Source organism: Bordetella hinzii LMG 13501 (genome assembly GCF_001548475.1).
In the GTDB taxonomy this organism is placed as follows: domain Bacteria; phylum Pseudomonadota; class Gammaproteobacteria; order Burkholderiales; family Burkholderiaceae_B; genus Bordetella; species Bordetella hinzii.
In genome coordinates this window covers 126,601-146,153 of record NZ_LRUJ01000004.1, presented here as the reverse complement: position 1 = coordinate 146,153, position 19,553 = coordinate 126,601, and the positions used below count along the sequence as shown (strand labels likewise).

The 19,553-nt window shown below is 68.9% G+C and carries 20 protein-coding genes and 1 pseudogene; 17 read left to right on the top strand and 4 right to left on the bottom strand.

Features of this window, described 5'->3' with window-relative positions:
* Positions 1-63: 63 nt before the first annotated feature.
* Positions 64-1,452 carry an ATP-dependent RNA helicase DbpA gene (gene dbpA / locus AXA74_RS04395; protein ID WP_029578425.1) on the top strand — a complete coding sequence of 463 codons (1,389 nt, stop codon included), beginning with the start codon at positions 64-66 and terminating at the stop codon, positions 1,450-1,452.
* A gap of 13 nt (positions 1,453-1,465) precedes the next feature.
* Here dbpA and AXA74_RS04390 read toward each other — a convergent pair whose 3' ends face one another.
* On the bottom strand, positions 1,466-2,143 hold the full coding sequence (locus AXA74_RS04390; RefSeq protein ID WP_029578426.1) for a GntR family transcriptional regulator: 678 nt from the start codon (positions 2,141-2,143) through the stop codon (positions 1,466-1,468).
* A gap of 164 nt (positions 2,144-2,307) precedes the next feature.
* Positions 2,308-3,006 carry a GntR family transcriptional regulator gene (locus tag AXA74_RS04385; protein ID WP_029578427.1) on the bottom strand — a complete coding sequence of 233 codons (699 nt, stop codon included), beginning with the start codon at positions 3,004-3,006 and terminating at the stop codon, positions 2,308-2,310.
* Between the two features lie 139 nt (positions 3,007-3,145).
* On the opposite strand from AXA74_RS04385, the gene AXA74_RS04380 reads away from it, so the two are divergent.
* The 16 genes and pseudogenes from AXA74_RS04380 (at position 3,146) to AXA74_RS04310 (ending at position 17,828) form a co-directional block, all read left to right on the top strand.
* Positions 3,146-4,876, top strand: coding sequence for an acetolactate synthase catalytic subunit (locus tag AXA74_RS04380; protein ID WP_029578428.1), 1,731 nt, complete (start codon positions 3,146-3,148; stop codon positions 4,874-4,876).
* A 40-nt stretch (positions 4,877-4,916) separates the two neighbouring features.
* The gene (locus AXA74_RS04375) at positions 4,917-5,801 is read left to right on the top strand and encodes a branched-chain amino acid ABC transporter permease (protein ID WP_032954808.1); all 885 of its coding nucleotides are present in this window, start codon (positions 4,917-4,919) and stop codon (positions 5,799-5,801) included.
* Positions 5,798-6,805 carry a branched-chain amino acid ABC transporter permease gene (locus tag AXA74_RS04370; RefSeq protein ID WP_029578430.1) on the top strand — a complete coding sequence of 336 codons (1,008 nt, stop codon included), beginning with the start codon at positions 5,798-5,800 and terminating at the stop codon, positions 6,803-6,805. The genes AXA74_RS04375 and AXA74_RS04370 overlap by 4 nt, the downstream gene beginning before the upstream one ends.
* A pseudogene (locus AXA74_RS04365) lies at positions 6,798-7,271 on the top strand (ABC transporter ATP-binding protein); the annotation flags it as partial. The gene AXA74_RS04370 and the pseudogene AXA74_RS04365, both read left to right, overlap by 8 nt.
* Entirely contained in the window at positions 7,260-7,517 is a 258-nt protein-coding gene (locus AXA74_RS24840) for an ABC transporter ATP-binding protein C-terminal domain-containing protein (protein ID WP_407060209.1), read from the top strand. The pseudogene AXA74_RS04365 and the gene AXA74_RS24840, both read left to right, overlap by 12 nt.
* Entirely contained in the window at positions 7,504-8,214 is a 711-nt protein-coding gene (locus AXA74_RS04360; RefSeq protein WP_306377999.1) for an ABC transporter ATP-binding protein, read from the top strand. Before AXA74_RS24840 ends, AXA74_RS04360 begins: the two co-directional genes overlap by 14 nt.
* 42 nt (positions 8,215-8,256) lie before the next feature.
* The gene (locus AXA74_RS04355; RefSeq protein WP_032954811.1) at positions 8,257-9,519 is read left to right on the top strand and encodes an ABC transporter substrate-binding protein; all 1,263 of its coding nucleotides are present in this window, start codon (positions 8,257-8,259) and stop codon (positions 9,517-9,519) included.
* A gap of 26 nt (positions 9,520-9,545) precedes the next feature.
* Complete coding sequence (locus AXA74_RS04350) at positions 9,546-10,589, top strand: zinc-dependent alcohol dehydrogenase (protein WP_029578434.1); 1,044 nt, start codon at positions 9,546-9,548, stop codon at positions 10,587-10,589.
* Positions 10,590-10,616: 27 nt separating this feature from the next.
* The gene (locus AXA74_RS04345; RefSeq protein WP_029578435.1) at positions 10,617-11,633 is read left to right on the top strand and encodes a cyclase family protein; all 1,017 of its coding nucleotides are present in this window, start codon (positions 10,617-10,619) and stop codon (positions 11,631-11,633) included.
* 10 nt (positions 11,634-11,643) lie between these two features.
* Complete coding sequence (locus AXA74_RS04340; protein WP_029578436.1) at positions 11,644-12,408, top strand: SDR family NAD(P)-dependent oxidoreductase; 765 nt, start codon at positions 11,644-11,646, stop codon at positions 12,406-12,408.
* A gap of 77 nt (positions 12,409-12,485) precedes the next feature.
* Positions 12,486-13,436 (top strand): Bug family tripartite tricarboxylate transporter substrate binding protein, encoded by a 951-nt coding sequence (locus AXA74_RS04335; protein ID WP_029578437.1) that lies wholly within the window; start codon positions 12,486-12,488, stop codon positions 13,434-13,436.
* A gap of 29 nt (positions 13,437-13,465) precedes the next feature.
* Complete coding sequence (locus tag AXA74_RS04330; protein WP_029578438.1) at positions 13,466-14,209, top strand: SDR family NAD(P)-dependent oxidoreductase; 744 nt, start codon at positions 13,466-13,468, stop codon at positions 14,207-14,209.
* Positions 14,210-14,221: 12 nt separating this feature from the next.
* On the top strand, positions 14,222-15,427 hold the full coding sequence (locus AXA74_RS04325; protein WP_032961191.1) for an acyl-CoA dehydrogenase family protein: 1,206 nt from the start codon (positions 14,222-14,224) through the stop codon (positions 15,425-15,427).
* The gene (locus AXA74_RS04320) at positions 15,411-16,475 is read left to right on the top strand and encodes a phosphotransferase family protein (RefSeq protein ID WP_029578440.1); all 1,065 of its coding nucleotides are present in this window, start codon (positions 15,411-15,413) and stop codon (positions 16,473-16,475) included. Before AXA74_RS04325 ends, AXA74_RS04320 begins: the two co-directional genes overlap by 17 nt.
* Positions 16,472-17,170: a CoA transferase subunit A gene (locus AXA74_RS04315; RefSeq protein WP_029578441.1), complete on the top strand. Its 699-nt coding sequence runs from the start codon at positions 16,472-16,474 to the stop codon at positions 17,168-17,170. The genes AXA74_RS04320 and AXA74_RS04315 overlap by 4 nt, the downstream gene beginning before the upstream one ends.
* A 16-nt stretch (positions 17,171-17,186) precedes the next feature.
* Positions 17,187-17,828, top strand: coding sequence for a 3-oxoacid CoA-transferase subunit B (locus tag AXA74_RS04310; RefSeq protein WP_029578442.1), 642 nt, complete (start codon positions 17,187-17,189; stop codon positions 17,826-17,828).
* Here AXA74_RS04310 and pcaC read toward each other — a convergent pair.
* On the bottom strand, positions 17,821-18,198 hold the full coding sequence (pcaC, locus tag AXA74_RS04305; protein WP_029578443.1) for a 4-carboxymuconolactone decarboxylase: 378 nt from the start codon (positions 18,196-18,198) through the stop codon (positions 17,821-17,823). The two genes, AXA74_RS04310 and pcaC, sit on opposite strands and share 8 nt — an antisense overlap.
* Positions 18,191-19,546: a 3-carboxy-cis,cis-muconate cycloisomerase gene (locus AXA74_RS04300; RefSeq protein ID WP_029578444.1), complete on the bottom strand. Its 1,356-nt coding sequence runs from the start codon at positions 19,544-19,546 to the stop codon at positions 18,191-18,193. Before AXA74_RS04300 ends, pcaC begins: the two co-directional genes overlap by 8 nt.
* Positions 19,547-19,553 lie beyond the last annotated feature (7 nt).

Below are 19,553 nucleotides of genomic sequence, written 5' to 3'. Positions count from 1 at the left end.
GGCCGTAGCGCATACACTGTCGGTCAACCCTGTTTTTCGCGGATGTCGCCATCCGACCCTATTGTGACCGACACGTCTTTTTCTTCCCTGCCGCTGCTGCCGGCGCTGCTGGAAAATCTCCAGGGCCTGGGCTTCGGGCAGATGACGCCCATCCAGGCGCAGAGCCTGCCGCTCATCCTGGAGGGCCGCGACCTGATCGCGCAGGCCAAGACCGGCAGCGGCAAGACGGCGGCCTTCGGCCTGGGCCTGCTGCAGACGCTGGAGGTCGACCGCCTCGTGCCGCAAGGGCTGGTGCTTTGCCCCACGCGCGAGCTGGCAGACCAGGTGGCGCAGGAGCTGCGCCGCCTGGCCCGGCTGATCCCCAACGTCAAGGTGCTGACCCTGTGCGGCGGGGCCGCCGCGCGTCCGCAGGCCGAGTCGCTGGCCCGCGGCACCCATCTGGTGGTGGGCACGCCCGGCCGCATCCAGGATCACCTGGCGCGCGGCAGCCTGGATCTGTCGGGCCTGAAAACCCTGGTGCTCGATGAAGCCGACCGCATGGTGGACATGGGGTTTTATGACGATATCGCCGCCATTGCCTCGCACTGCCCGCTCAAGCGCCAGACCCTGCTGTTTTCGGCCACCTACCCGGAGAACATCCGCAAGCTCAGCGCCCGTTTCCTGCGCAATCCGGCCGAGGTCAAGGTCGAGGCCCAGCATGACGCCAGCCGCATCGAGCAGATTTTCTACGAGGTCGACGAGGACGAGCGGCTGGACGCCGTGGTCGCGCTGCTGGCCCATTTCCGGCCGGTGTCCACGCTGGCGTTCTGCAATACCAAGATCCGCAGCCACGACCTGGTCGAGCGCCTGCAAGCCGCGGGCATCAGCGCCCAGGCGCTCAACGGCGACCTGGAGCAGCGCGAGCGCGACGAGATCCTGATCCAGTTCGCCAACCAGAGCTGCGCCGTGCTGGTGGCCACCGATGTGGCCGCGCGCGGCCTGGACATCCAGAACCTGGGCGCGGTAATCAATGTGGACGTGACCAAGGACACCGAAGTCCATGTGCATCGCATCGGCCGCAGCGGCCGGGGCGAACAGAAGGGACTGGCGCTGAGCCTGTGCTCGGCCGAGGAAATGCGCTGGGCCAATCTGATCGAACAGTACCAGGGCGCGCCGCTCAAATGGGCCGATATCAAGACGCTGCGCCCCAAGTCGGACCGCCCCTTGCGGGCACCCATGATCACCTTGTGCATCCAGGGGGGCAAGAAAGACAAGCTGCGGCCCGGCGATCTGCTCGGCGCCCTGACCGGCGATGGCGGGCTGACGTTCGAGCAGGTGGGCAAGATCCATATCACCGAGTTCACCGCCTACGTGGCGCTGGACCGCCAGATCGCCAAGCAGGCTTTCTCGCGCCTGTCCAACTGCAATATCAAGGGCCGCCGCTTCCGCATGCGCTTTCTCGAAGCGCTTTGAGCCCCGCCGCCGTCTAGGAAGCGCCGCCCAGCTGGCCGGCGACGTGGTTGGCCGCGCGCTCGATGTGCGACCGCATGAGGGATTCGGCAAGCCGCGCGTCGCGGCGGGAGATGGCGCGCACGATCTGCCAGTGCTCCTCGAAGGCGTCGTCCTTGCGCTCGAGCACGGAGCCCGAATGGCGGCGGTAGATGCGCAGCAGATGATAGAGATCGTCGCACAGCGCGGTGATGATGCGCTTGTTGCCGCTGGCCCGCACGATGCGCTCGTGCAGGTCGAAGTGGCGGCCGGCGCCGCCGCGCGCGGCGCGGCTTTGCTGGTGGGCTTCGAGGTCGCGCTGCAGCTGATCGATATCGGCGTCGCTCATGCGTTGCGTGGCCAGGAAACAGGCCACGCCCTCCAGGCCCATGCGCATCTGGAACAGCTCCAGGGCCGAGGCGGCCGTCATGGTGACCACGCGCGCCTTGGTGTAGGGCTCGCGCGTGACGATCTGGATGCCCTGCAGGCGGCGCACGGCCTCGCGCACCGGGCCGCGGCTGACACCGAACTCGCGCGCGAGCTCGACCTCGTTGATCACGCTGCCCGGGGCGAGCGCCCCGGCATAGATGCTGTCCAGCATGCGTTGGTACACCACGTCGGTCAGTGGCGCGTCGATGCCGTCTTTGTCAATCGTCGTAATAGGCCTGTCCTTCATGGGGCGTAAAGGTAGAAGGACGGCTTTTCAGTGTCAACGCTTTTACGAGGGGAAAACCGGCCGGTTTGCCGGTGGGAGCCATCGAGGCGCCGCTGCCTGGCGATGTGAGACAGCGCCGGACAGGGCCTTGCGGGGGCTGACCCGGCGTCCCGGGCCGCGCCCTGTCAGCGCGCCGTTTCTTCCAGCCCCACCAGGATGGCGCGGCCGCCATCGATGATGTCGCGCTCGGTCGCGGCGGCGCAGGCTTCGGGATCGCCGGCGCGCAGGGCCTCGAACAGCCGCTCATGCGGATGGGGCTCGATCGTGGTGGGGTCGACGTGGTGATAGATGAGGTTGAGATAGGGCCCGGTGCGTATCCAGAGCGATTCGATCAGGGCCACCAGCTCGGGGCGTTCGCTCAGCTGGTAGACGGCGAAGTGCACCTCGCGGTTCAGCCGCATGGTGGCCGGATAGTCGCCGGCGCGCTTGGCCGCGATCATGCGTCGATGCAGGGCTTCGGCCGCGTCGATGGCCGCGGGGCTGGCGTGGGGCGCGGCGCAGCGGCTGGCAAGGCGTTCGAGCGCCACGCGGATATCGCGCAATTCGATGAACTGGGCCTTGCTCAGGACCGGCACCGTGACGGAGCGGTTCAGGTTCATGGTCAGCGCGCGCTCGGCGACCAGCTGCAGCATGGCCTCGCGCACCGGCGTCTGGCTCACGCCCAGGCGTTCGGACACCATGCGGCCGGTCAGTTTCTGGCCGGGCAGCAATTCCCCGTTGGCCAGGGAGGCGCGCAAGGACTGGTAGACCTTGGACGACAGGCTGCTGTGGGCAATGCGCTCGCCGGGGACGGCATCGTCAAAAGAAAGGGGATCGGGCGGCATCGATAGGGGCGTTGCGGAAAGTTTTAGCTTCATACCACACAACAAGCGCCGTGAACGGCGGCGGCCGGGATACAGTTGTTACGTTGACACAGTTTATATTTTATAGAATATTAAAAAAGACCAAGGAGGAGACACCACAATGAGCGTCACGCACGCATTGCATTCCCGCGGCCTGTTGCAACACGGCACGGTCGCCCATCGCATCGCCGCCGGCCTGAAGCGCCACGGCGTGGAATTCCTGTTCGGGCAGAGCCTGCCCTCACTGGTGCATCTGGCCGGCCGCGAGTTCGGCATCCGCCAAGTGGCGTATCGCCAGGAGAACACGGGGGGGTATATGGCGGACGCCTATGCCCGCGTGAGCGGCAAGCCCGGGATCGTGACCGCGCAGAACGGCCCGGCGGCCGCGCTGTTGGTGGCGCCGCTGTCCGAAGCGCTGAAGGCTTCGGTGCCCGTGATCGCGCTGGTGCAGGATGTCAACCGCGACCAGACCGACCGCAATGCCTTCCAGGAGCTGGACCATGAGTCCATGTTCCGTCCTTGCGCCAAGTGGGTGCGCCGCGTCATCGACGCCAGCCGCATCGACGATTACCTGGACATGGCCTTTACCGCCGCTTGCGGCGGCCGTCCCGGCCCCGCCGTGCTGCTCCTGCCGGCCGATCTGCTGCTGGAGACCGCGCCCGAGCCGGACCTGGCCACGCGGCGCGCCAGCCTGGGCCACTTTCCGCTGGACCGCGGCCTGCCGGCCGGCGAGGCGCTGCAGGAGGCCGCGCGCCTGATCGCCCAGGCCGAGCGCCCGGTGGTGATCGCCGGCGGCGGCATCCATCTGTCGGGCGCCAGCCAGGCGCTGGCCGCGCTGCAGGAGGCCGCCTCGCTGCCGGTGGCCACGACGGTGATGGGCAAGGGCGCGGTGGACGAGACCCATCCGCTGTCCATCGGGGTGGCGTCGTACTTCATGGGCGAAAACGGGGCGGCGCGGCCGATGAAACCCCTGATCGCCGAGGCCGACGTGGTGCTGCTGGTGGGCAACCGGACCAACCAGAACGGCACGGATTCCTGGAAGCTGTATCCGCGCGACGCGCGCTATATCCACATCGACGTCGATCCCCAGGAGGTGGGCCGCAATTATGAGGCGCTGCGCCTGGTGGGCGATGCGCGGCTGAGCCTGGAGGCCCTGGCGCGCGCATTGCAGCAGCAGGACCTGGGCCGCCGCCGCGCCGCGCGCGCCGGCGTCGAGGCGGCCATCGCGCAAGGCCGCCAGGCGTATGAGCGCCAGACCGGCGACGTCAACGGCAGCGAAGCCTCGCCCATCCGTCCGGAGCGGCTGATGCGCGAGATCGACCGCCTGTTGACCCCCGAGACCCTGGTGGTGGCCGACGCCAGCTATTCCTCCATCTGGGTGGCCAACTGCCTGCGCGCCCGTGGCGTGGGCAGCCGTTTCATCACGCCGCGCGGACTGGCCGGCCTGGGTTGGGGCCTGCCGATGGCGCTGGGCGCGCGCGTGGCGCGGCCCGAGGCGCCGGTCATCTGCCTGGTCGGCGACGGTGGTTTCGCCCATGCCTGGGCGGAACTGGAGACCGCCGTGCGCATGAAGCTGCCGGTGGTGCTGGTGGTGCTGAACAACGGCATCCTGGGCTATCAGAAGCACGCCGAGAACATCAAGTTCGGCGCCTATACCGACGCTTGCGAGTTCGCGCCGGTCGACCATGCCGCCATCGCGCGCGCGGTGGGCGCGCGGGGCCAGCGCATCGAGCATGCCCGCGAGCTGGCGCCGGCGCTGCGGCAGGCCCTGGCCGCCGGCACGGTCACCTTGCTGGACGTGGTGACCGACCCGAACGCCTACCCGCCGGTGACCTGGTACGAGGGCGCCTGAACGCCCGCGCTTCTCGCAACCCGGTTTCTGGAGGGCCAGTATGGAAACCGTTGTGCAGTTGTTGATATCAGGGGTTTTGTTGGGCGGAGTCTATGCCTTGGGCGCGATGGGGCTGAACCTCATCTTCGGCGTGGCCAAGGTGGTGAACTTCGCCCACGGCGAATTCCTGATGATAGGGATGTATGCGGCGTATTGGCTGTGGACCCTGACGGGCATCAATCCGTACTGGGGTTCGCCGCTGATCTTCGCCGGCGGGGCCGTGCTGGGCCTGGTGTTCTATCAAGGCCTGATCCGCTACACGATCTACAAGACCGAGATGACCCAGGTGTTCGCCACGCTGGGCGTGGGCATCGTGTTGCAGAACGTGGCCTTGATGGCTTTCTCGGCCGACTATCTCACGGTGAAGATCCTGCCGCCGCAGCAGGAATCCCTGCCTTTGTTCGGCGCTTATGTGAGCACCACGCGCCTGGTGTCTTTTCTGTTCGCCGTGGCGGCGATGGGCGGCACGCTGCTTTTCATCAAGCGCACCTACCTGGGCAAGGCCATCGAGGCGGTCTCGCAGGACCTCTCGGCGGCCCGCCTGGTCGGCATCAATGTCAACCGGGTGCTCAGCGTGGCATTCGCGCTGGGCATCGGGCTGACGGTGCTGGCCGGCGGCGTGCTCATTCCCAGCTTCTATGCCTTTCCCAGCGTGGGGTCGAGCTTTGTGCTGATTTCTTTCGTGGTGGTGGTGCTGGGCGGGCTGGGCAATGTGGCCGGCACGGTCGCCGGCGGCCTCATCCTGGGGCTGATCGAGACCGTGGTGGGCTTTTTCGAGCCGGACCTGAAGGAAGCCACGCATTTCGTGTTGCTCATCGTGCTGCTGGCCTGCCTGCCCAATGGCCTGTTCGGCGTCAAGGGCGCGGAAAAGGAGGGGCTGAAATGAAAGCCTTCGCTTGGCTGGACCGGCGGCGGGGAGATGCCGCCGGCGCCTTGGCGCTGCTGGCGCTGGCCCTGGGCCTGCCCTTTGTGATCGAGGACCGCTTCTACCTGAACCTGCTGTTCCTGGTGATGCTCTACGGCGGGCTGGCCTCGGCCTGGAACCTGCTCGGCGGCTTCGCGGGCCAGTTCTCGCTCGGCCACACGGCCTTTTTCGGGATAGGCGCGTATACCTCGACCTTGCTCTACACCATGGCGGGGGTGTCGCCCTGGATCGGCGCGCTGGCGGGCGTGGCCCTGTCGGCGCTGCTGGCCTTCCTGATCTCGTATCCGACCTTCCGCCTGCGCGGCGTGTTCTTCTCCATGGCCACCATCGCGGTCGGCGAGACGGCGCGCATCGTGCTGTTGTGGCTGCGCCGCTACGCCGAGATTCCCTATGGCATCAGCATCAACTATGAGCCGGGCCTGGCGCGCATGATGTTCGCCGAGCCGCGCAGCTATGCGCTGCTGGGCGGTCTGTTCATGCTGCTGGTCTGCGCCGTGGCCTATGTGCTGTCGCGCAGCCGCCCGGGCTATTACCTCAACGCCTTGCGCGACAACGAGGAGGCGGCCCGCGCCAGCGGCATCGATCTGCGCCGCTACAAGCTGCTGGCCTTGCTGCTGAGCGCGGGCTTCACCTCGCTGGGCGGCACGCTGATGGCGCAGTACGTGCTGTATATCGAACCGGGCACGGTGTTCAGCCTGGCGATCTCGGTCGACCTGGCGCTGATGTCCATCCTGGGCGGGCTGGGCACGCTGGCCGGCCCGCTGCTGGGGGCGGCCGTGGCGGTGCCCCTGCAGGAGTTTCTGCGCGACTGGCTGGGCTCGGCCGGCGCCGGCGCGCATCTGGCGGTCTACGGCGCTTTGCTGGTGGTCATCGTCATGCTCATGCCGCAGGGCGTGGTCGGGGCCTGGTCGCAGCGCCGGCGCAAGCAGGCCAATCGGACCCGGGAGGCGGCGCGCCATGCTTGATGTCGATACCGTGGAAAAACGTTTCGGCGGCCTGTGCGCGGTCGACAAGGTCAGCCTCTCGGTGGCCGAGGGCGAGATCCTCGCCCTGATCGGCCCCAACGGGGCGGGCAAGACGACACTGTTCAACCTGATCGCCGGCGCGCTCGCGCCGGACGCGGGGAGCATCCGCTTTCAGGGCGAGACGCTGCCCGCGGGCGACGCCGCTGGCACCTGCCATCGCGGCCTGGCGCGAACCTTCCAGATTCCCCAGCTGTTCGGCTCGATGTCGGTGCTGGACACCGTCATGGTGGGGGCCTTGCGCCGCCATGCCGACATCGGCCGGGCGCGCGAGCTTGCCCGGGAAGTGGTGCAGCGGGTCGGCCTGGGCGGGCGCGAAGACCAGCCGAGCGCGACGCTGACCATCAGCGGCAAGAAGCGGCTGGAGGTCGCGCGCGCCCTGGCCACGGGCCCGCGCATGATCCTGCTGGACGAAGTCATGGCCGGCCTGGTGATGGCCGAGGTCGCGGGCATCCTCGAACTGATACGCGCGCTCAGGGACGGCGGCATGACGGTCCTGCTGGTCGAACACAACATCGAAGCGGTATTGAGCGTGGCCGACCGCGTGGTGGTGCTGGACCAGGGCCGCAAGATCGCCGATGGCGCGCCCAGGGCGGTGCTGGATCATCCCGACGTGGTGCGGGCCTATCTGGGAGACGACTGTGTCATTGCTTGAGATCGACGGGCTGCACGTCTCGTACGGCGACACCCGGGTGCTCTTCGGGGTGGACATCACGCTGGAGCAGGGCGAAGTGGTGGCCATCGTCGGCGCCAACGGCGCGGGCAAGACCACGCTGATGCGCGCCATCGCCATGCTGCAGCCGGCCGACAGCGGCAGCGTCCGGCTCGACGGCCGCGACCTGACCGGCACGGCCACGCATGATGCCGTGGCGCGCGGGCTGGTCTATGTGCCCGAAGGCCGGCGCTTGTTTCCCCGCCTGAGCGTGAAGACCAACCTCGAACTGGGGGCTTTCACGCCGCATGCCCGGGCCGGACGCGAGCGGATGCTGCAGACCGTCTATGAGCTGTTTCCGGTGCTCAAGGCGCGCGCCTCGCAGCTGGCGGGGACGATGTCCGGCGGTGAGCAGCAGATGTGCGCCATCGGTCGCGGCCTGATGGCCCAGCCGCGCGTGCTGATGATAGACGAGGTCTCGCTGGGCCTGGCGCCCGTGGTGGTCTCCAAGGTCTACGAGGCCATTGCCCGCATCCGCGCGCTGGGCACCTCGGTGCTGTTGGTGGAGCAGAACGTGCGCCAGGCCATCAAGGCTTGCGACCGGGGGTATGTGATCAAGCAGGGCCGGGTGGTGCTGGCCGGCAGCCGTGATGAGTTGAACGACAACCCCGAGGTCCGACGGGCCTACCTGGGGATTTAACCCGAAAACACAGGCCCGCATGAACGGGCGGAGGAGACGATTATGTTCAAGCAAGGCTGGGCGGCGGCGCTGGGCGCCCTGGTCGCGGCGGTTTGTTTGGGGGCGGCGCCGGCGGCGCGGGCCGAAGTCAAGATCGGCGTGGTGTTGCCGCTGACCGGCCCGCTGGCCTCCCTGGGCAATGATGTCAACCGGGGCTTCGAGCTGGCCCGCGAGATGGTCAACGCCAAGGGCGGGGTCAAGGGCGAGAGCGTGCGCTTCGTGACCGTGGACGTGCCGGGTTCCAATGAGGCGGCCTCGCAGGCCACGCGCCTGATCACGCGCGACGGCGTGAAGGTGATCGTGGGCTCCTACGCCAGTTCGATTTCCTTTGCCGCCAGCCAGGTGGCCGAGCGCAATGGCGTGATCTATGTCGAGCAGGGCGCGGTGGCCGATGACATCACCAAGCGCGGCTTCAAGAACCTGTTCCGCTTTATTTATCCCGCGTCGGAGCTGGGACGCGGCGGGGCGCAGTACGCCACCGATGTGCTCCTGCCCCGCCTCGGGCTGGAACCGGGCAAGACGCGGGTCGCCATCATGAACGAGGACAGCTCGTATGGCGAGGCGGTGGCCGAGGGCGCGCGCAAGTGGCTCAAGGAAAAGGGCGTGCAGGTGGTGGATTCGGCCAGCTATAGCTACCGGACCACCGACCTGTCCTCGGTGGTGCAGCGCTTCAAGGCCAGCCGCCCCGACATCGTGATCGCCTGCTCGTATACGCCCGACGGCATCCTGTTCTGGCGCCAGGCGCGCGAAGCGAACCTGGAACTCAAGGCCATGATAGGCAATGGCGGCGCGCACAACATCCCGGATTTCGCGCAGGCCCTGGGCGATGACGTCAATGGCATTTTCAATGCCGGCACCTCGGCCTATTTCAATCCGGAAGGCCTCAAGCCCGAGGCGGCGCAGCTGTTCCGCGATTTCCACCGCGAGTACGAAAAGAAGTTCGGCCGCAAGCCTTCGGCGCACTCTGCCATGGGCTTTAACGCGATGTGGGTGCTGCTGAACGATGTGCTGCCCGCCGCTGGCGGCACCGACCCGAAGAAGGTGCGCGAGGCCTTCCTGGCCCTGGACAAGCCGGTGGGCTCGACCATGGTCGGCTGGGGCCTGAAGTTCGATCCGCAGACGGGCAACAACACCCGCGCCTTTCCGATGATAGACCAGTGGCAGGAGCAGCAGATCCGCACCATCTATCCCACCGAATTCGGCGTGACCGACCGCATTACCGTGCCGCTGCCGGCCTGGGGCCAGCGCGCCAACGTCGGCAAATAGGCACGGCCATTCCACAAGGAGATCGCATGCTTGCCTTGCGCAAGACGGGCCCGCAGCCGGGCCTGAATTTCGAGGAAGTCGCGGCCCCGGGGGCGCCCGGCCCGGATGAGGCCTTGATACAGGTGGAGGCCGCCGGCATCTGCGGGTCCGATCTGCATGTCTACGACTGGGATGCCAGCTATGAGTTCATGCGCGCCCGCCTGCCGGTGACGATAGGGCATGAGTTCTGCGGTCGCGTCGTGGCGCTGGGCAGCCAGGCCGCCGGGCTGGCCGAAGGCGACCTGGTGGCCGTGGTGCCCACGGCCAGCTGCATGAAATGCCAGCTGTGCGCGGCCGGCCAGCCGCAGCGTTGTCTGTCGCGCTCCACGCTGGGCCTGACGCGCGATGGCGCTTTCGCGCGGCAGGTGCGGGTGCCGGCCCTGAGCTGCATCCGCCTGGCCGGGCACACGCTGCCGGCCTTGGCCGCCATGCTGGAGCCGCTGGCGGTGGGCGACAACGCCGCGCTGGTGGGCGAGATCGGCTTTGGCGATACGGTGGTGGTGCTGGGCCCGGGCACGATAGGGCAGGCCATCGCGCGCGCGGCGCGCTGGCGCGGCGCCGAGCGCGTGGTGGTGGTGGGCAAGGGCGACGGTCCGCGCCTGCGCACGGCGCTGGCCGTGGGCGCCACGCATGCCATCGACCTGGAGGACGGCCTGACGCTGCCCGAGGCGCTGGAGCAGGCCCTGGGCGCCGGACTGGCCGATGTGGTGGTGGAGGCGACCGGGCATCCGTCCAGCGTTGCCGATGGGCTGTCCATCCTGCGCAAGGACGGCGTGCTGGTAAGCGCCGGCATACATGCGCGGCCCGCCAGCCTGGACATGACGGCGCTGGTGCGCAACCGCCAGCAGATACGCGGCGCGCATGCTTCGCGGCGGACCTCATGGCTGAGCATCGCGCGGCGCATCGCCGAGCAGCCCGAGGACGTGCTGCCCATGGTGTCGGCCGAGCTGCCGCTGGCCGAAGGCCTGCAGGGATTTGCGCAGTGCCGCGCACGCGCGGTGTCCAAGATCATTCTGCGTCCCGGCGACTAGACCGGCGCGCGCTCAAAGGAGATAGCGATGGCAGGGAGATGGAAACAGCGGCCCCCCGGTTCCAACTGGGGCGATTTCGGGCCGGACGATGAACTGGGCCGCTTGAACCTGCTCACGCCCGAAGGGCGGGTGCGGGCCGCGCGCGAGGTGCGGACCGGCGAGGCATTCTGCTTGAGCCTGCCGCTGGACCTGCCCGGCGGCACGGCGCTCAACCCCAACCGGCATCCGCCGGTGCGGCACGTGGCCCGGCGCAAGGAGGGCCGGCCCAGCGTCAACTATCCGCTGCGGCTGGAGGACGAGCGCTATATCGATTGCTCCAGCGACGATTCGGTGACGCTGTTCACGCAGTATTCCACGCAATGGGATGCGCTGTCCCATGTGGGCCAGCATTTCGACGCCGACGGCGACGGCGTGGCCGAACCGCTTTATTACAACGGTTTCCGCGGCGGCGAGGACGTGCTGGCGCCGCAGGACGGCGGCCCGGTGGCGCGCCGGCTGGGCATAGAGAAGATGGCCGAGACCGGCGTGCAGGGCCGGGGCGTGCTGGTCGATCTGCACGCCCATCTGGGCAATGAGCGGGTCTATGTGGGCTATGAGCAGCTGCGCGCCATCATGCGCGCAGACGGCGTGGAGGTCGAGCGCGGCGACATGCTCTGCCTGCATACCGGCTTTGCCCAGCGCCTGATGGACATGGGCGGCGATCCCGATCCCCATGTGCTGCATCATAGCTGCGCGGTGCTGGATGGCCGCGACCCCGAGCTCCTGCGCTGGATCGACGAGAGCGGGATCTCGGTGCTGATCGCCGACAACTTCGCGGTCGAGGGCTATCCCTACGACCACGGCGATTGTTCGCACTGCGAAGGATTGCCGCTGCACCAGGCCTGCCTGTTCCGCCTGGGTATCCACCTGGGCGAACTCTGGTATCTCACCCCGCTGGCCGCCTGGCTGCGCGAGCACAAGCGCCATCGTTTCATGCTGACCTGCCCGCCCTTGCGCTTGCCCGGCTCGTTCGGCTCACCGGTCACGCCCGTGGCCACGGTCTAGGAGCGCGCCCATGGGACGCTTTGACAGCCGTGTGGCGGTGGTGACGGGCGGACAGCGCGGCATCGGGCTGGCCGTGGCCGCCCGCTTGTGCGAGGAGGGCGCCAGCGTGGTGCTCTTCGACCTCGACGAGCAGGCGCTGGCAGCGGCCTGCGCCCGCCTGGATGCCAGCGGCGCCCGGGCCATGGCGGTCAGCGGCAGCGTGGCCAGCGCGGCCGACACCGCGCGCCTGGCCGAAGCAGCCATCCGGCGCTACGGCCGCATCGACATCCTGGTCAACAACGCCGGCATCTCGCCCAAGCACGGCGGTGTGCGCGCGCCCACCGCCACGGTCGACCCGGACGAGTGGCGGCAGGTGCTGGAGATCAACCTGACCGGCGCCTTGCTCTGCGCCCAGGCCTGCCTGCCGCATATGCGGCGCCAGCGCTATGGCCGCATCGTCAACATCGCTTCGCAGGCCGCGCGCATGGTGTCGGCCATCGCGGGCGGGCATTACGCGGCGTCCAAGTCCGGCCTGCTGAGCCTGGCGCGCACGCTGGCGCTGGAGGGCGGCCCGGATGGGATCACCGTCAATTGCGTGGCGCCTGGACGCATCATGACGCCCATGGCCGCCGAGGCCGGCGCGGCGGCCAACGCCAAGTACCTGGAGCGCATCCCGGTCGGGCGGCTGGGCACGCCCGGCGATGTCGCCAGCGCGGTGGCCTACCTGGCCTCGGAGGAAGCGGGCTTTGTGAGCGGCGCGATCGTCGATGTGAACGGGGGAAGCTATATGCCCTGACCGCGCGCGCCCGGACGCGGCGGCAAGCACGGCGCACCGCGCCGGATAACAGGCCCAGGAGGCCGAAGGAGACAAGGATGCAAGGGTTCAAGCATGTGGTGGCGGCGCTTTGCCTGGCCGGCGCGGTCGGCGCGCAGGCCGCCTATCCGGAGCGGGAGATCCGGATGGTGGTCAATTACGGGGCGGGCGGCGTGACCGATGTCGCCACGCGCGTGATGGTCAAGGCGCTGGAGGCGCGCCTGGGCCAGCCCGTGGTGGTCGAGAACAAACCGGGCGGGCAGGCCACGCTGGGGCCGGCCTATGTGGCGCGCCAGCCGGCGGACGGCTACACCCTGGGCGTGGTGACGTTTTCGGCGGTGGCCATCACGCCGCACATGGTCCGCACCCCCTATACGGCGGATGATTTCAACTTCATCGGCGGCTTCGGGCGCTTCCGCTATGGCCTGGCCGTGCAGGCCGACTCGCCTTACCGCAATGTGCAGGACTTTCTTGCCGCCGCGCGCGATAAACCCCTGTTCTTCGCCACGCCCGGCGCGCCCAACAACCTGGCCTTCTTCGACATGGGAACGAAATACGGCGCGAAGTTCGAGCAAGTGTTATACAAGTCGGGTACGGAATCGGTCTCGGCCCTGGTCGGCGGCCAGGTGCAGGCCGTCATCCAGACGCCGTCGGAAATCCTGCCCCAGGTCGAGGGCGGCCGGCTGCGCCTGCTGGCCTCGGTCAGTCCGGCACGCTGGGATAACCTGCCCGACATGCCGACCATGACGGAGCAGGGCGTGGACGTGGCCATCGATTCCTGGATGGGGATCGCCGTGCCGCGCGGCACGCCGCCGGCCGTGCGGGCCAGGCTGGAGGCCGCGCTGCAGGCGGCCATGCAAGACCCCGCGCTGCGCGAGGGGCTGAACAAGATGGGCATCGATCCGGTCTGGGCGTCGGGCCAGGATTACGACAAGATGCTGCGCGAGGGCTACGCCACCATGCGTGCCCGGCTGGAGCAGGCGGGCGCGCCTGTGCTGCCCAAGCCGTGAACGGTTGCGGTTCATCATAGGGAGCGGGTATGGCATTGCAAGCGGATCTGCGGGGCAAGCGGGCCCTGGTCACGGGAGCTTCCAGCGGCCTGGGCGCGCATTTCGCCGCGGTCCTCCTGGCGCACGGAGCCGAGGTCATCATCGCGGCGCGCCGCTTGCCGCTCTTGCAGGAACTGGCCGCCCGCCTGGGGCCCGGGACGCAATGCCTGGAGCTGGATGTGACCGACGGCGCCTCCTGCCAGGAGGCGGCCCGCCGCGCCGGGGCGGTCGATATCCTGGTCAACAACGCCGGGCTGGTCAGGGAAGGTCCGGCCATGGCGCACGCCGAGGCGGATTGGGACTGCGTGATGGACACCAATCTGAAGGGCATGTTCCTCGTGGCGCAGGCGCTGGCCGGCGGCATGCGCGAGCGCGGCGGCGGCAACATCATCAATATCGCCTCCGTGCTGGGGTTGCGGCAGGCCAGCGGGGTGGTCTCCTATGCGGTGTCCAAGGCCGGCGTGATCCAGCTCACCAAGACGCTGGCGCTGGAATGGGCCCGCCACGGCATCCGCGTCAACGCCCTGGCGCCTGGCTATATCGAGACCCCGCTGAACCAGGGCTTCTGGCAAAGCGAGGGCGGGCAGGCCCTGATCCGGCGCATCCCGCAGCGGCGGCTGGGGCAGCTTGGCGACCTGGACGGGCCGCTGCTGCTGCTGGCCTGCGACGCCTCGCGCTACATGACCGGCTCGGTGCTGGCGGTCGATGGCGGCCATCTGGTCAACACACTCTGAAGGAAGTCAGCCATGTTCACTCAAGCCCCCACGGAGCGCAGCCGCCTCATCGCCGAGCGCGTCGAGGCCTTCGTGCGCGACAAGGTCGTGCCTTATGAGCGCGACCCGCGCAATGGCGCGCACGGGCCGTCGGAAGACCTGCTGCGCGAACTGCGGGCGCTGGCCCGCGAAGCCGGCGTGCTCACGCCGCACATCCTGGACGATGGGCAGCACCTGACACAGCGCGAGACGGCCGCCGTGCTCAAGCGCTCGGGTTTGTCGCCGCTGGGGCCGGTGGCCGTCAACACCATGGCGCCGGACGAGGGCAATATGTATCTGCTGGGCAAGATCGCCACGCCGCCGCAGCGCGAGCGCTTCCTGGACAAGCTGGTGCGCGGCCAGGCGCGGTCGGCCTTTTTCATGACCGAGCCGGCCGAACTGGGCGGGGCGGGGTCCGATCCCTCCATGCTGATGACCCAGGCGGAGCAGGACGGCGGGGACTGGGTCATCAACGGCCAGAAAATGTTCATCACCGGCGCGCAGGATGCGGCCGTGGGCATCGTCATGGCGCGCTCGGGGACCACGCCGGACAACAAGGTGCAGGCCACCATGTTCCTGGTGGACCTGCCGCATCCGGCCATCCGCATCGCGCGCGTGCTGGACACCCTGGACAGCTCCATGCCGGGCGGCCACGCCCATGTGCTGATCGAGAACCTGCGGGTGCCCGCCAGCCAGATACTGGGCGAGCCGCACAAGGGCTTCCATTACGCCCAGGTCCGGCTGTCGCCGGCGCGCCTGTCGCATTGCATGCGCTGGCTGGGTTCGGCCGCCCGCGCCCATGAGATCGCCACCGCCTATGCGGTCAAGCGGCGCGCCTTCGGCAAGCTGCTGATCGATCATGAGGGCGTGGGCTTCATGCTGGCCGATAACCTCATCGACCTGCAACAGGCGGCGCTCATGATCGATTGGTGCGCCGAGGTGCTGGACGGCGGCTCGCTGGGCACGGCCGAAAGCTCCATGGCCAAGGTCGCCGTCTCCGACGCCCTGTTCCGGGTGGCGGACCGCTGCGTGCAGGTGATGGGCGGCTCGGGCGTGCTGCGTGACAGCATCGTCGAGCAGGTGTTCCGCGAGATCCGGGCCTTCCGCATCTATGACGGCCCGACCGAAGTCCACAAGTGGTCGCTGGCCAAGAAGATCAAGCACGAGGCGGGGGAGGCGCGCCATGGCCAGCACCTTTGACGGCACGATGCCGGTGCGCGAGCCGCACCGTATCGACCCCGGCGCGGTCGAGCAGTGGATGAGACAGCATGTGCCCGGCTATGCCGGCCCGCTGTCCATCGAGCAGTTCAAGGGCGGGCAATCCAATCCGACCTATTGCCTGCGCACGCCGGGACGCAGCTATGTGCTGCGCCGCAAGCCGCCCGGCGTGCAGATCAAGGGCGCCCACGCCGTGGAGCGGGAGGCGCGCGTCATGGCGGCGCTGGGCCAGGCGGGCTTTCCGGTGCCGCGCGTGCTCGGGCTGTGCACCGACGAGGCGGTGATCGGCAGCTGGTTCTTCGTCATGGAAATGGTCCAGGGGCGTATCTTCTGGGACGCCGGCTTTCCGGACCAGGCGCCTGGCGAGCGGGGCGCGTACGCGGACGCCATGAATGCGACGCTGGCGGCCTTGCACCGGATTGACCCGGCGCAGGCCGGGCTGGCCGACTATGGCAAGCGCGAGCCCTATGTGGCGCGGCAGGTGGCGCGCTGGTCGCGCCAGTATCTCGATGACGGACTGGCGGGCCGCCATCCCGCCATGGACCGCCTGATCGAATGGCTGCCCGAGCATCTGCCCGGGACGGAGGAGGTGGCCATCATCCATGGCGATTTCCGTGTCGACAACATGATTTTCCATCCCACCGCGCCGCGCGTGATCGCCGTGCTCGACTGGGAACTCTCCACGCTGGGCAATCCGCTGGCCGACTTCGCCTATCACGCCATGATGTACCGCATGCCGCCGGACATCCTGGGCGGCATCGCCGGCCGCGCGGCCGAAGGCATGCCCGGCGAGGCCGATTATGTGCGCGCCTATTGCGAGCGCACGGGGCGCGCCGGCATCGCCGACCTGGATTTCTACATCGCCTTCAATATGTTCCGTTTCGCGGCCATCCTGCACGGCATCCGCGGGCGGGCCCTGCGCGGCACCGCGGCCAGCGCCGACGCGGTCGCCATGGGCGAGCGCTACGGGCGCGTGGCGGACCTGGCCTGGGCGCAGGCCCTGCGCGTCGGGCGCGAGGAGACAACATGAACAAGATCTATCCGGATGCGGCCAGCGCGCTGCGCGGCCTGCTTGCCGACGGCATGACGCTGGCCGTGGGGGGCTTCGGCCTTTGCGGCATCCCCGAGGCGCTGATCGACGCGGTGCGCGAGGCTGGCGTCAGGCAGCTGACCGCCATTTCCAACAATGCCGGTGTCGATGGCTTCGGCCTGGGCAAGCTGCTGGAGACGCGCCAAGTGCGCAAGATGATCGCCAGCTATGTGGGCGAGAACAAGGAATTCGAGCGCCAGTACCTGGCCGGCGAGCTGGAGCTGGAGTTCACGCCCCAGGGCACGCTGGCCGAAAAACTGCGCGCCGGCGGCGCGGGCATCCCGGCTTTCTTCACGCGCACCGGCGTGGGCACGCTGGTGGCCGAGGGCAAGGAGCTGCGCGAGTTCGACGGTCAGACCTATGTGATGGAGCGCTCGCTGGCGCCCGAGCTGTCCTTGATCAAGGCCGATGTGGCCGACACGGCCGGCAATCTGCGCTTCCGCTATACGGCGCGCAACTTCAATCCCGCCGCCGCCATGGCGGGCAAGGTCTGCGTGGCCGAGGTCGAGCGCATCGTGCCCGCCGGCAGCCTGGCGCCCGACGACATTCACCTGCCCGGCATCTATGTCCATCGCATCGTCGTGAACGCGGCGCCCGAGAAACGCATCGAAAAGCGCACCACGCGCGCGGCCTGAGGGAGGGGCCCACAGCATGGCCTGGAATCATGAGCAGATGGCCGCCCGCGCGGCGCGCGAATTGCAGGATGGCTTTTATGTGAACCTGGGCATCGGCATCCCGACGCAGGTGGCCAATCATGTCCCGGAGGGCATGGAGGTCTGGCTGCAATCGGAGAACGGCATGCTGGGCATCGGGCCGTTTCCGCTGGAGCATGAGGTCGACGCGGATCTGATCAATGCCGGCAAGCAGACGGTGACCACCTTGCCGGGAACCTCCATCGTCAGCAGCGACCAGTCCTTCGCCATGGTGCGCGGCGGCAAGATCAACCTGAGCATTCTGGGCGCCATGCAGGTCTCCGAACAGGGCGACCTGGCCAACTGGATGATTCCGGGCAAGATGGTCAAGGGCATGGGCGGCGCCATGGACCTGGTGGCCGGCGTGGCGCGCGTGGTCGTGCTGATGGAGCATGTGGCGCGGCGCAAGGATGGCGGCTTCGACCTGAAGATCCTGCCGCGATGCACGCTGCCCCTGACCGGCGTGGCCGTCGTGGACCGCATCATCACCGACCTGGCCGTGATCGACGTCACCCCCGAGGGGCTGAGGGTGGTCGAGCGCGCGCCGGATGTCAGCGCCGGCCTGCTGCGCGAGCGCACCGGCGCGCCGCTCATCATGTAGCGTCGGCGAAGATGCTCTGCGCCAGGTGGAAGGCCGAGTTGGCGGCCGGCACGCCGCAATAGATGGCGGTCTGCATCAGCACTTCCTTGATCTCGTCCTGGGACACGCCGTTGTTCTTGGCCGCCCGCAGGTGCAGCGCCAGCTCTTCCTGCCGGTTCAGCGCCACCATCAGCCCGATGGTGAGCAGGCTGCGCGTATGGCGGGGCAGGCCGGGGCGGGTCCAGATCTCGCCCCAGGCATAGCGGGTGATGAGATCCTGGAATTCGTGGGTCAGCTCGGTGCGTTTTTCCAGCGAGCGGTCCACATGGGCGCTGCCCAGCACTTCGCGCCGCACGGACAGGCCCTGCTCATAACGTTGTTTCTCATCCATGGGTTTTTCCGCTTGATGATGTGGCCAGCACGGCGTCCACGAAAGCCTGTGACTGGCCGGTGTAGTGATCGGGGGCAAGCAGCTCGGCCAGGCGCGGGCGCGAGAGGTATTGGGCGATGCGCGGGTCGGCCGCCAGGACGTCCAGCAGCGGCAGGCCCCGCGCCTCGGCCTGCCTGACGGCCTCCTCGACCCAGCCATGGGCCTGCAGCCGGCCGGCCTGCGCGCCCAGGGCCAGCATGACCGCCTCGGCCATCATCTGGCCGCCGCCGGACGCCAGGTTCCGGCGCATGCGCGCCGCATCGACCTCCAGGCCGGCGATGACCTGGGTGGCGTTGGACAGGCAGCCCGAGGCCAGGATGACGAGCTCGGGCAGGGTATCCCACTCGGCCTGCCAGCCGCCCAGGGCGCGCTCATGCTCTTGCACCATGGCCGACAGCAGCGTGGCCACCAATTGCGGCGCGCGTATGGCCGCGCTCAGGATGGCGGCGCAGCCGACCGGATTGCGTTTGTGCGGCATGGTCGAGGAGCCGCCCTTGCCGGGCGCGGCCGGCTCGCGCAGCTCGCCCACCTCGGTCTGGGCTTGCAGCGAAATATCGCGCGCGAGTTTGCCCAGGCTGCCGATGATCAGGCCCATGAGGGCGCCCGCCTCGGCGATGCGGTCGCGCTGCGTGTGCCAGGGCACGGCGGGCAGGGGCAGCCCCAGATCGCCGGCCAGGGCGGCCGCCACGCCCGGCGCCTGGGCGCCCAGGCTGGCCAGCGTGCCGGCCGCGCCGCCGAACTGCAGGCACAGCACACGGACGCGGACCTCGGCCAGCCGCTGGCGGTGGCGCTCGACGGCGTCCAGCGCCTGGGCCAGCTTCAGGCCCAGCGTGACCGGCAGGGCCTGCTGCATCCAGCTGCGCCCGGCCATGACGGTGTCGCGATGCAGGCGGGCCTGGCGGGCCAGCGCCGCGGCCAGCGCCCGCAGGCCCGCGTCGATCCCGTCGAAGGCCGCGCGAAGCTGCAGCAGCATGGCGCTGTCGATGATGTCCTGGCTGGTCGCGCCCCAATGGACGTAGCGCGCGGCCTCGGCGTCCTCGCGGGCCACGGCGGCGGTCAGTTGTTTGACCAGGGGGATGGCCAGGTTGCCGGCCAGGGCCGCCGCCTCCTTGAGCGCCTCGGTGTCCAGCGCCGCGGCCTGGCAGGCCCGCTCGATGGCGGGCACCGCGCTGGCCGGGATGACGCCCTGCGCCGCGCAGGCCCGCGCCAGGCCCGCCTCCACGCGCAGCATGGCGCGCAGCGTCGCCGCCCCGTCCCAGAGGGCCAGCATGTCGGGCGCGCCGCGCAGTCTGTCGGTCAGGTCGTTCATGGTTCCG

Excerpts from the sequence above, each read along its gene's own strand:
- AXA74_RS04390 (WP_029578426.1), bottom strand. The coding sequence starts at position 2,143 with ATGAAGGACAGGCCTATTACGACGATTGACAAAGACGGCATCGACGCG.
- AXA74_RS04385 (WP_029578427.1), bottom strand. The coding sequence starts at position 3,006 with ATGCCGCCCGATCCCCTTTCTTTTGACGATGCCGTCCCCGGCGAGCGC.
- AXA74_RS04380 (WP_029578428.1), top strand. The coding sequence starts at position 3,146 with ATGAGCGTCACGCACGCATTGCATTCCCGCGGCCTGTTGCAACACGGC.
- AXA74_RS04375 (WP_032954808.1), top strand. The coding sequence starts at position 4,917 with ATGGAAACCGTTGTGCAGTTGTTGATATCAGGGGTTTTGTTGGGCGGA.
- AXA74_RS04370 (WP_029578430.1), top strand. The coding sequence starts at position 5,798 with ATGAAAGCCTTCGCTTGGCTGGACCGGCGGCGGGGAGATGCCGCCGGC.
- AXA74_RS24840 (WP_407060209.1), top strand. The coding sequence starts at position 7,260 with ATGATCCTGCTGGACGAAGTCATGGCCGGCCTGGTGATGGCCGAGGTC.
- AXA74_RS04355 (WP_032954811.1), top strand. The coding sequence starts at position 8,257 with ATGTTCAAGCAAGGCTGGGCGGCGGCGCTGGGCGCCCTGGTCGCGGCG.
- AXA74_RS04350 (WP_029578434.1), top strand. The coding sequence starts at position 9,546 with ATGCTTGCCTTGCGCAAGACGGGCCCGCAGCCGGGCCTGAATTTCGAG.
- AXA74_RS04345 (WP_029578435.1), top strand. The coding sequence starts at position 10,617 with ATGGCAGGGAGATGGAAACAGCGGCCCCCCGGTTCCAACTGGGGCGAT.
- AXA74_RS04340 (WP_029578436.1), top strand. The coding sequence starts at position 11,644 with ATGGGACGCTTTGACAGCCGTGTGGCGGTGGTGACGGGCGGACAGCGC.
- AXA74_RS04335 (WP_029578437.1), top strand. The coding sequence starts at position 12,486 with ATGCAAGGGTTCAAGCATGTGGTGGCGGCGCTTTGCCTGGCCGGCGCG.
- AXA74_RS04330 (WP_029578438.1), top strand. The coding sequence starts at position 13,466 with ATGGCATTGCAAGCGGATCTGCGGGGCAAGCGGGCCCTGGTCACGGGA.
- AXA74_RS04325 (WP_032961191.1), top strand. The coding sequence starts at position 14,222 with ATGTTCACTCAAGCCCCCACGGAGCGCAGCCGCCTCATCGCCGAGCGC.
- AXA74_RS04320 (WP_029578440.1), top strand. The coding sequence starts at position 15,411 with ATGGCCAGCACCTTTGACGGCACGATGCCGGTGCGCGAGCCGCACCGT.
- AXA74_RS04315 (WP_029578441.1), top strand. The coding sequence starts at position 16,472 with ATGAACAAGATCTATCCGGATGCGGCCAGCGCGCTGCGCGGCCTGCTT.
- AXA74_RS04310 (WP_029578442.1), top strand. The coding sequence starts at position 17,187 with ATGGCCTGGAATCATGAGCAGATGGCCGCCCGCGCGGCGCGCGAATTG.
- pcaC (WP_029578443.1), bottom strand. The coding sequence starts at position 18,198 with ATGGATGAGAAACAACGTTATGAGCAGGGCCTGTCCGTGCGGCGCGAA.
- AXA74_RS04300 (WP_029578444.1), bottom strand. The coding sequence starts at position 19,546 with ATGAACGACCTGACCGACAGACTGCGCGGCGCGCCCGACATGCTGGCC.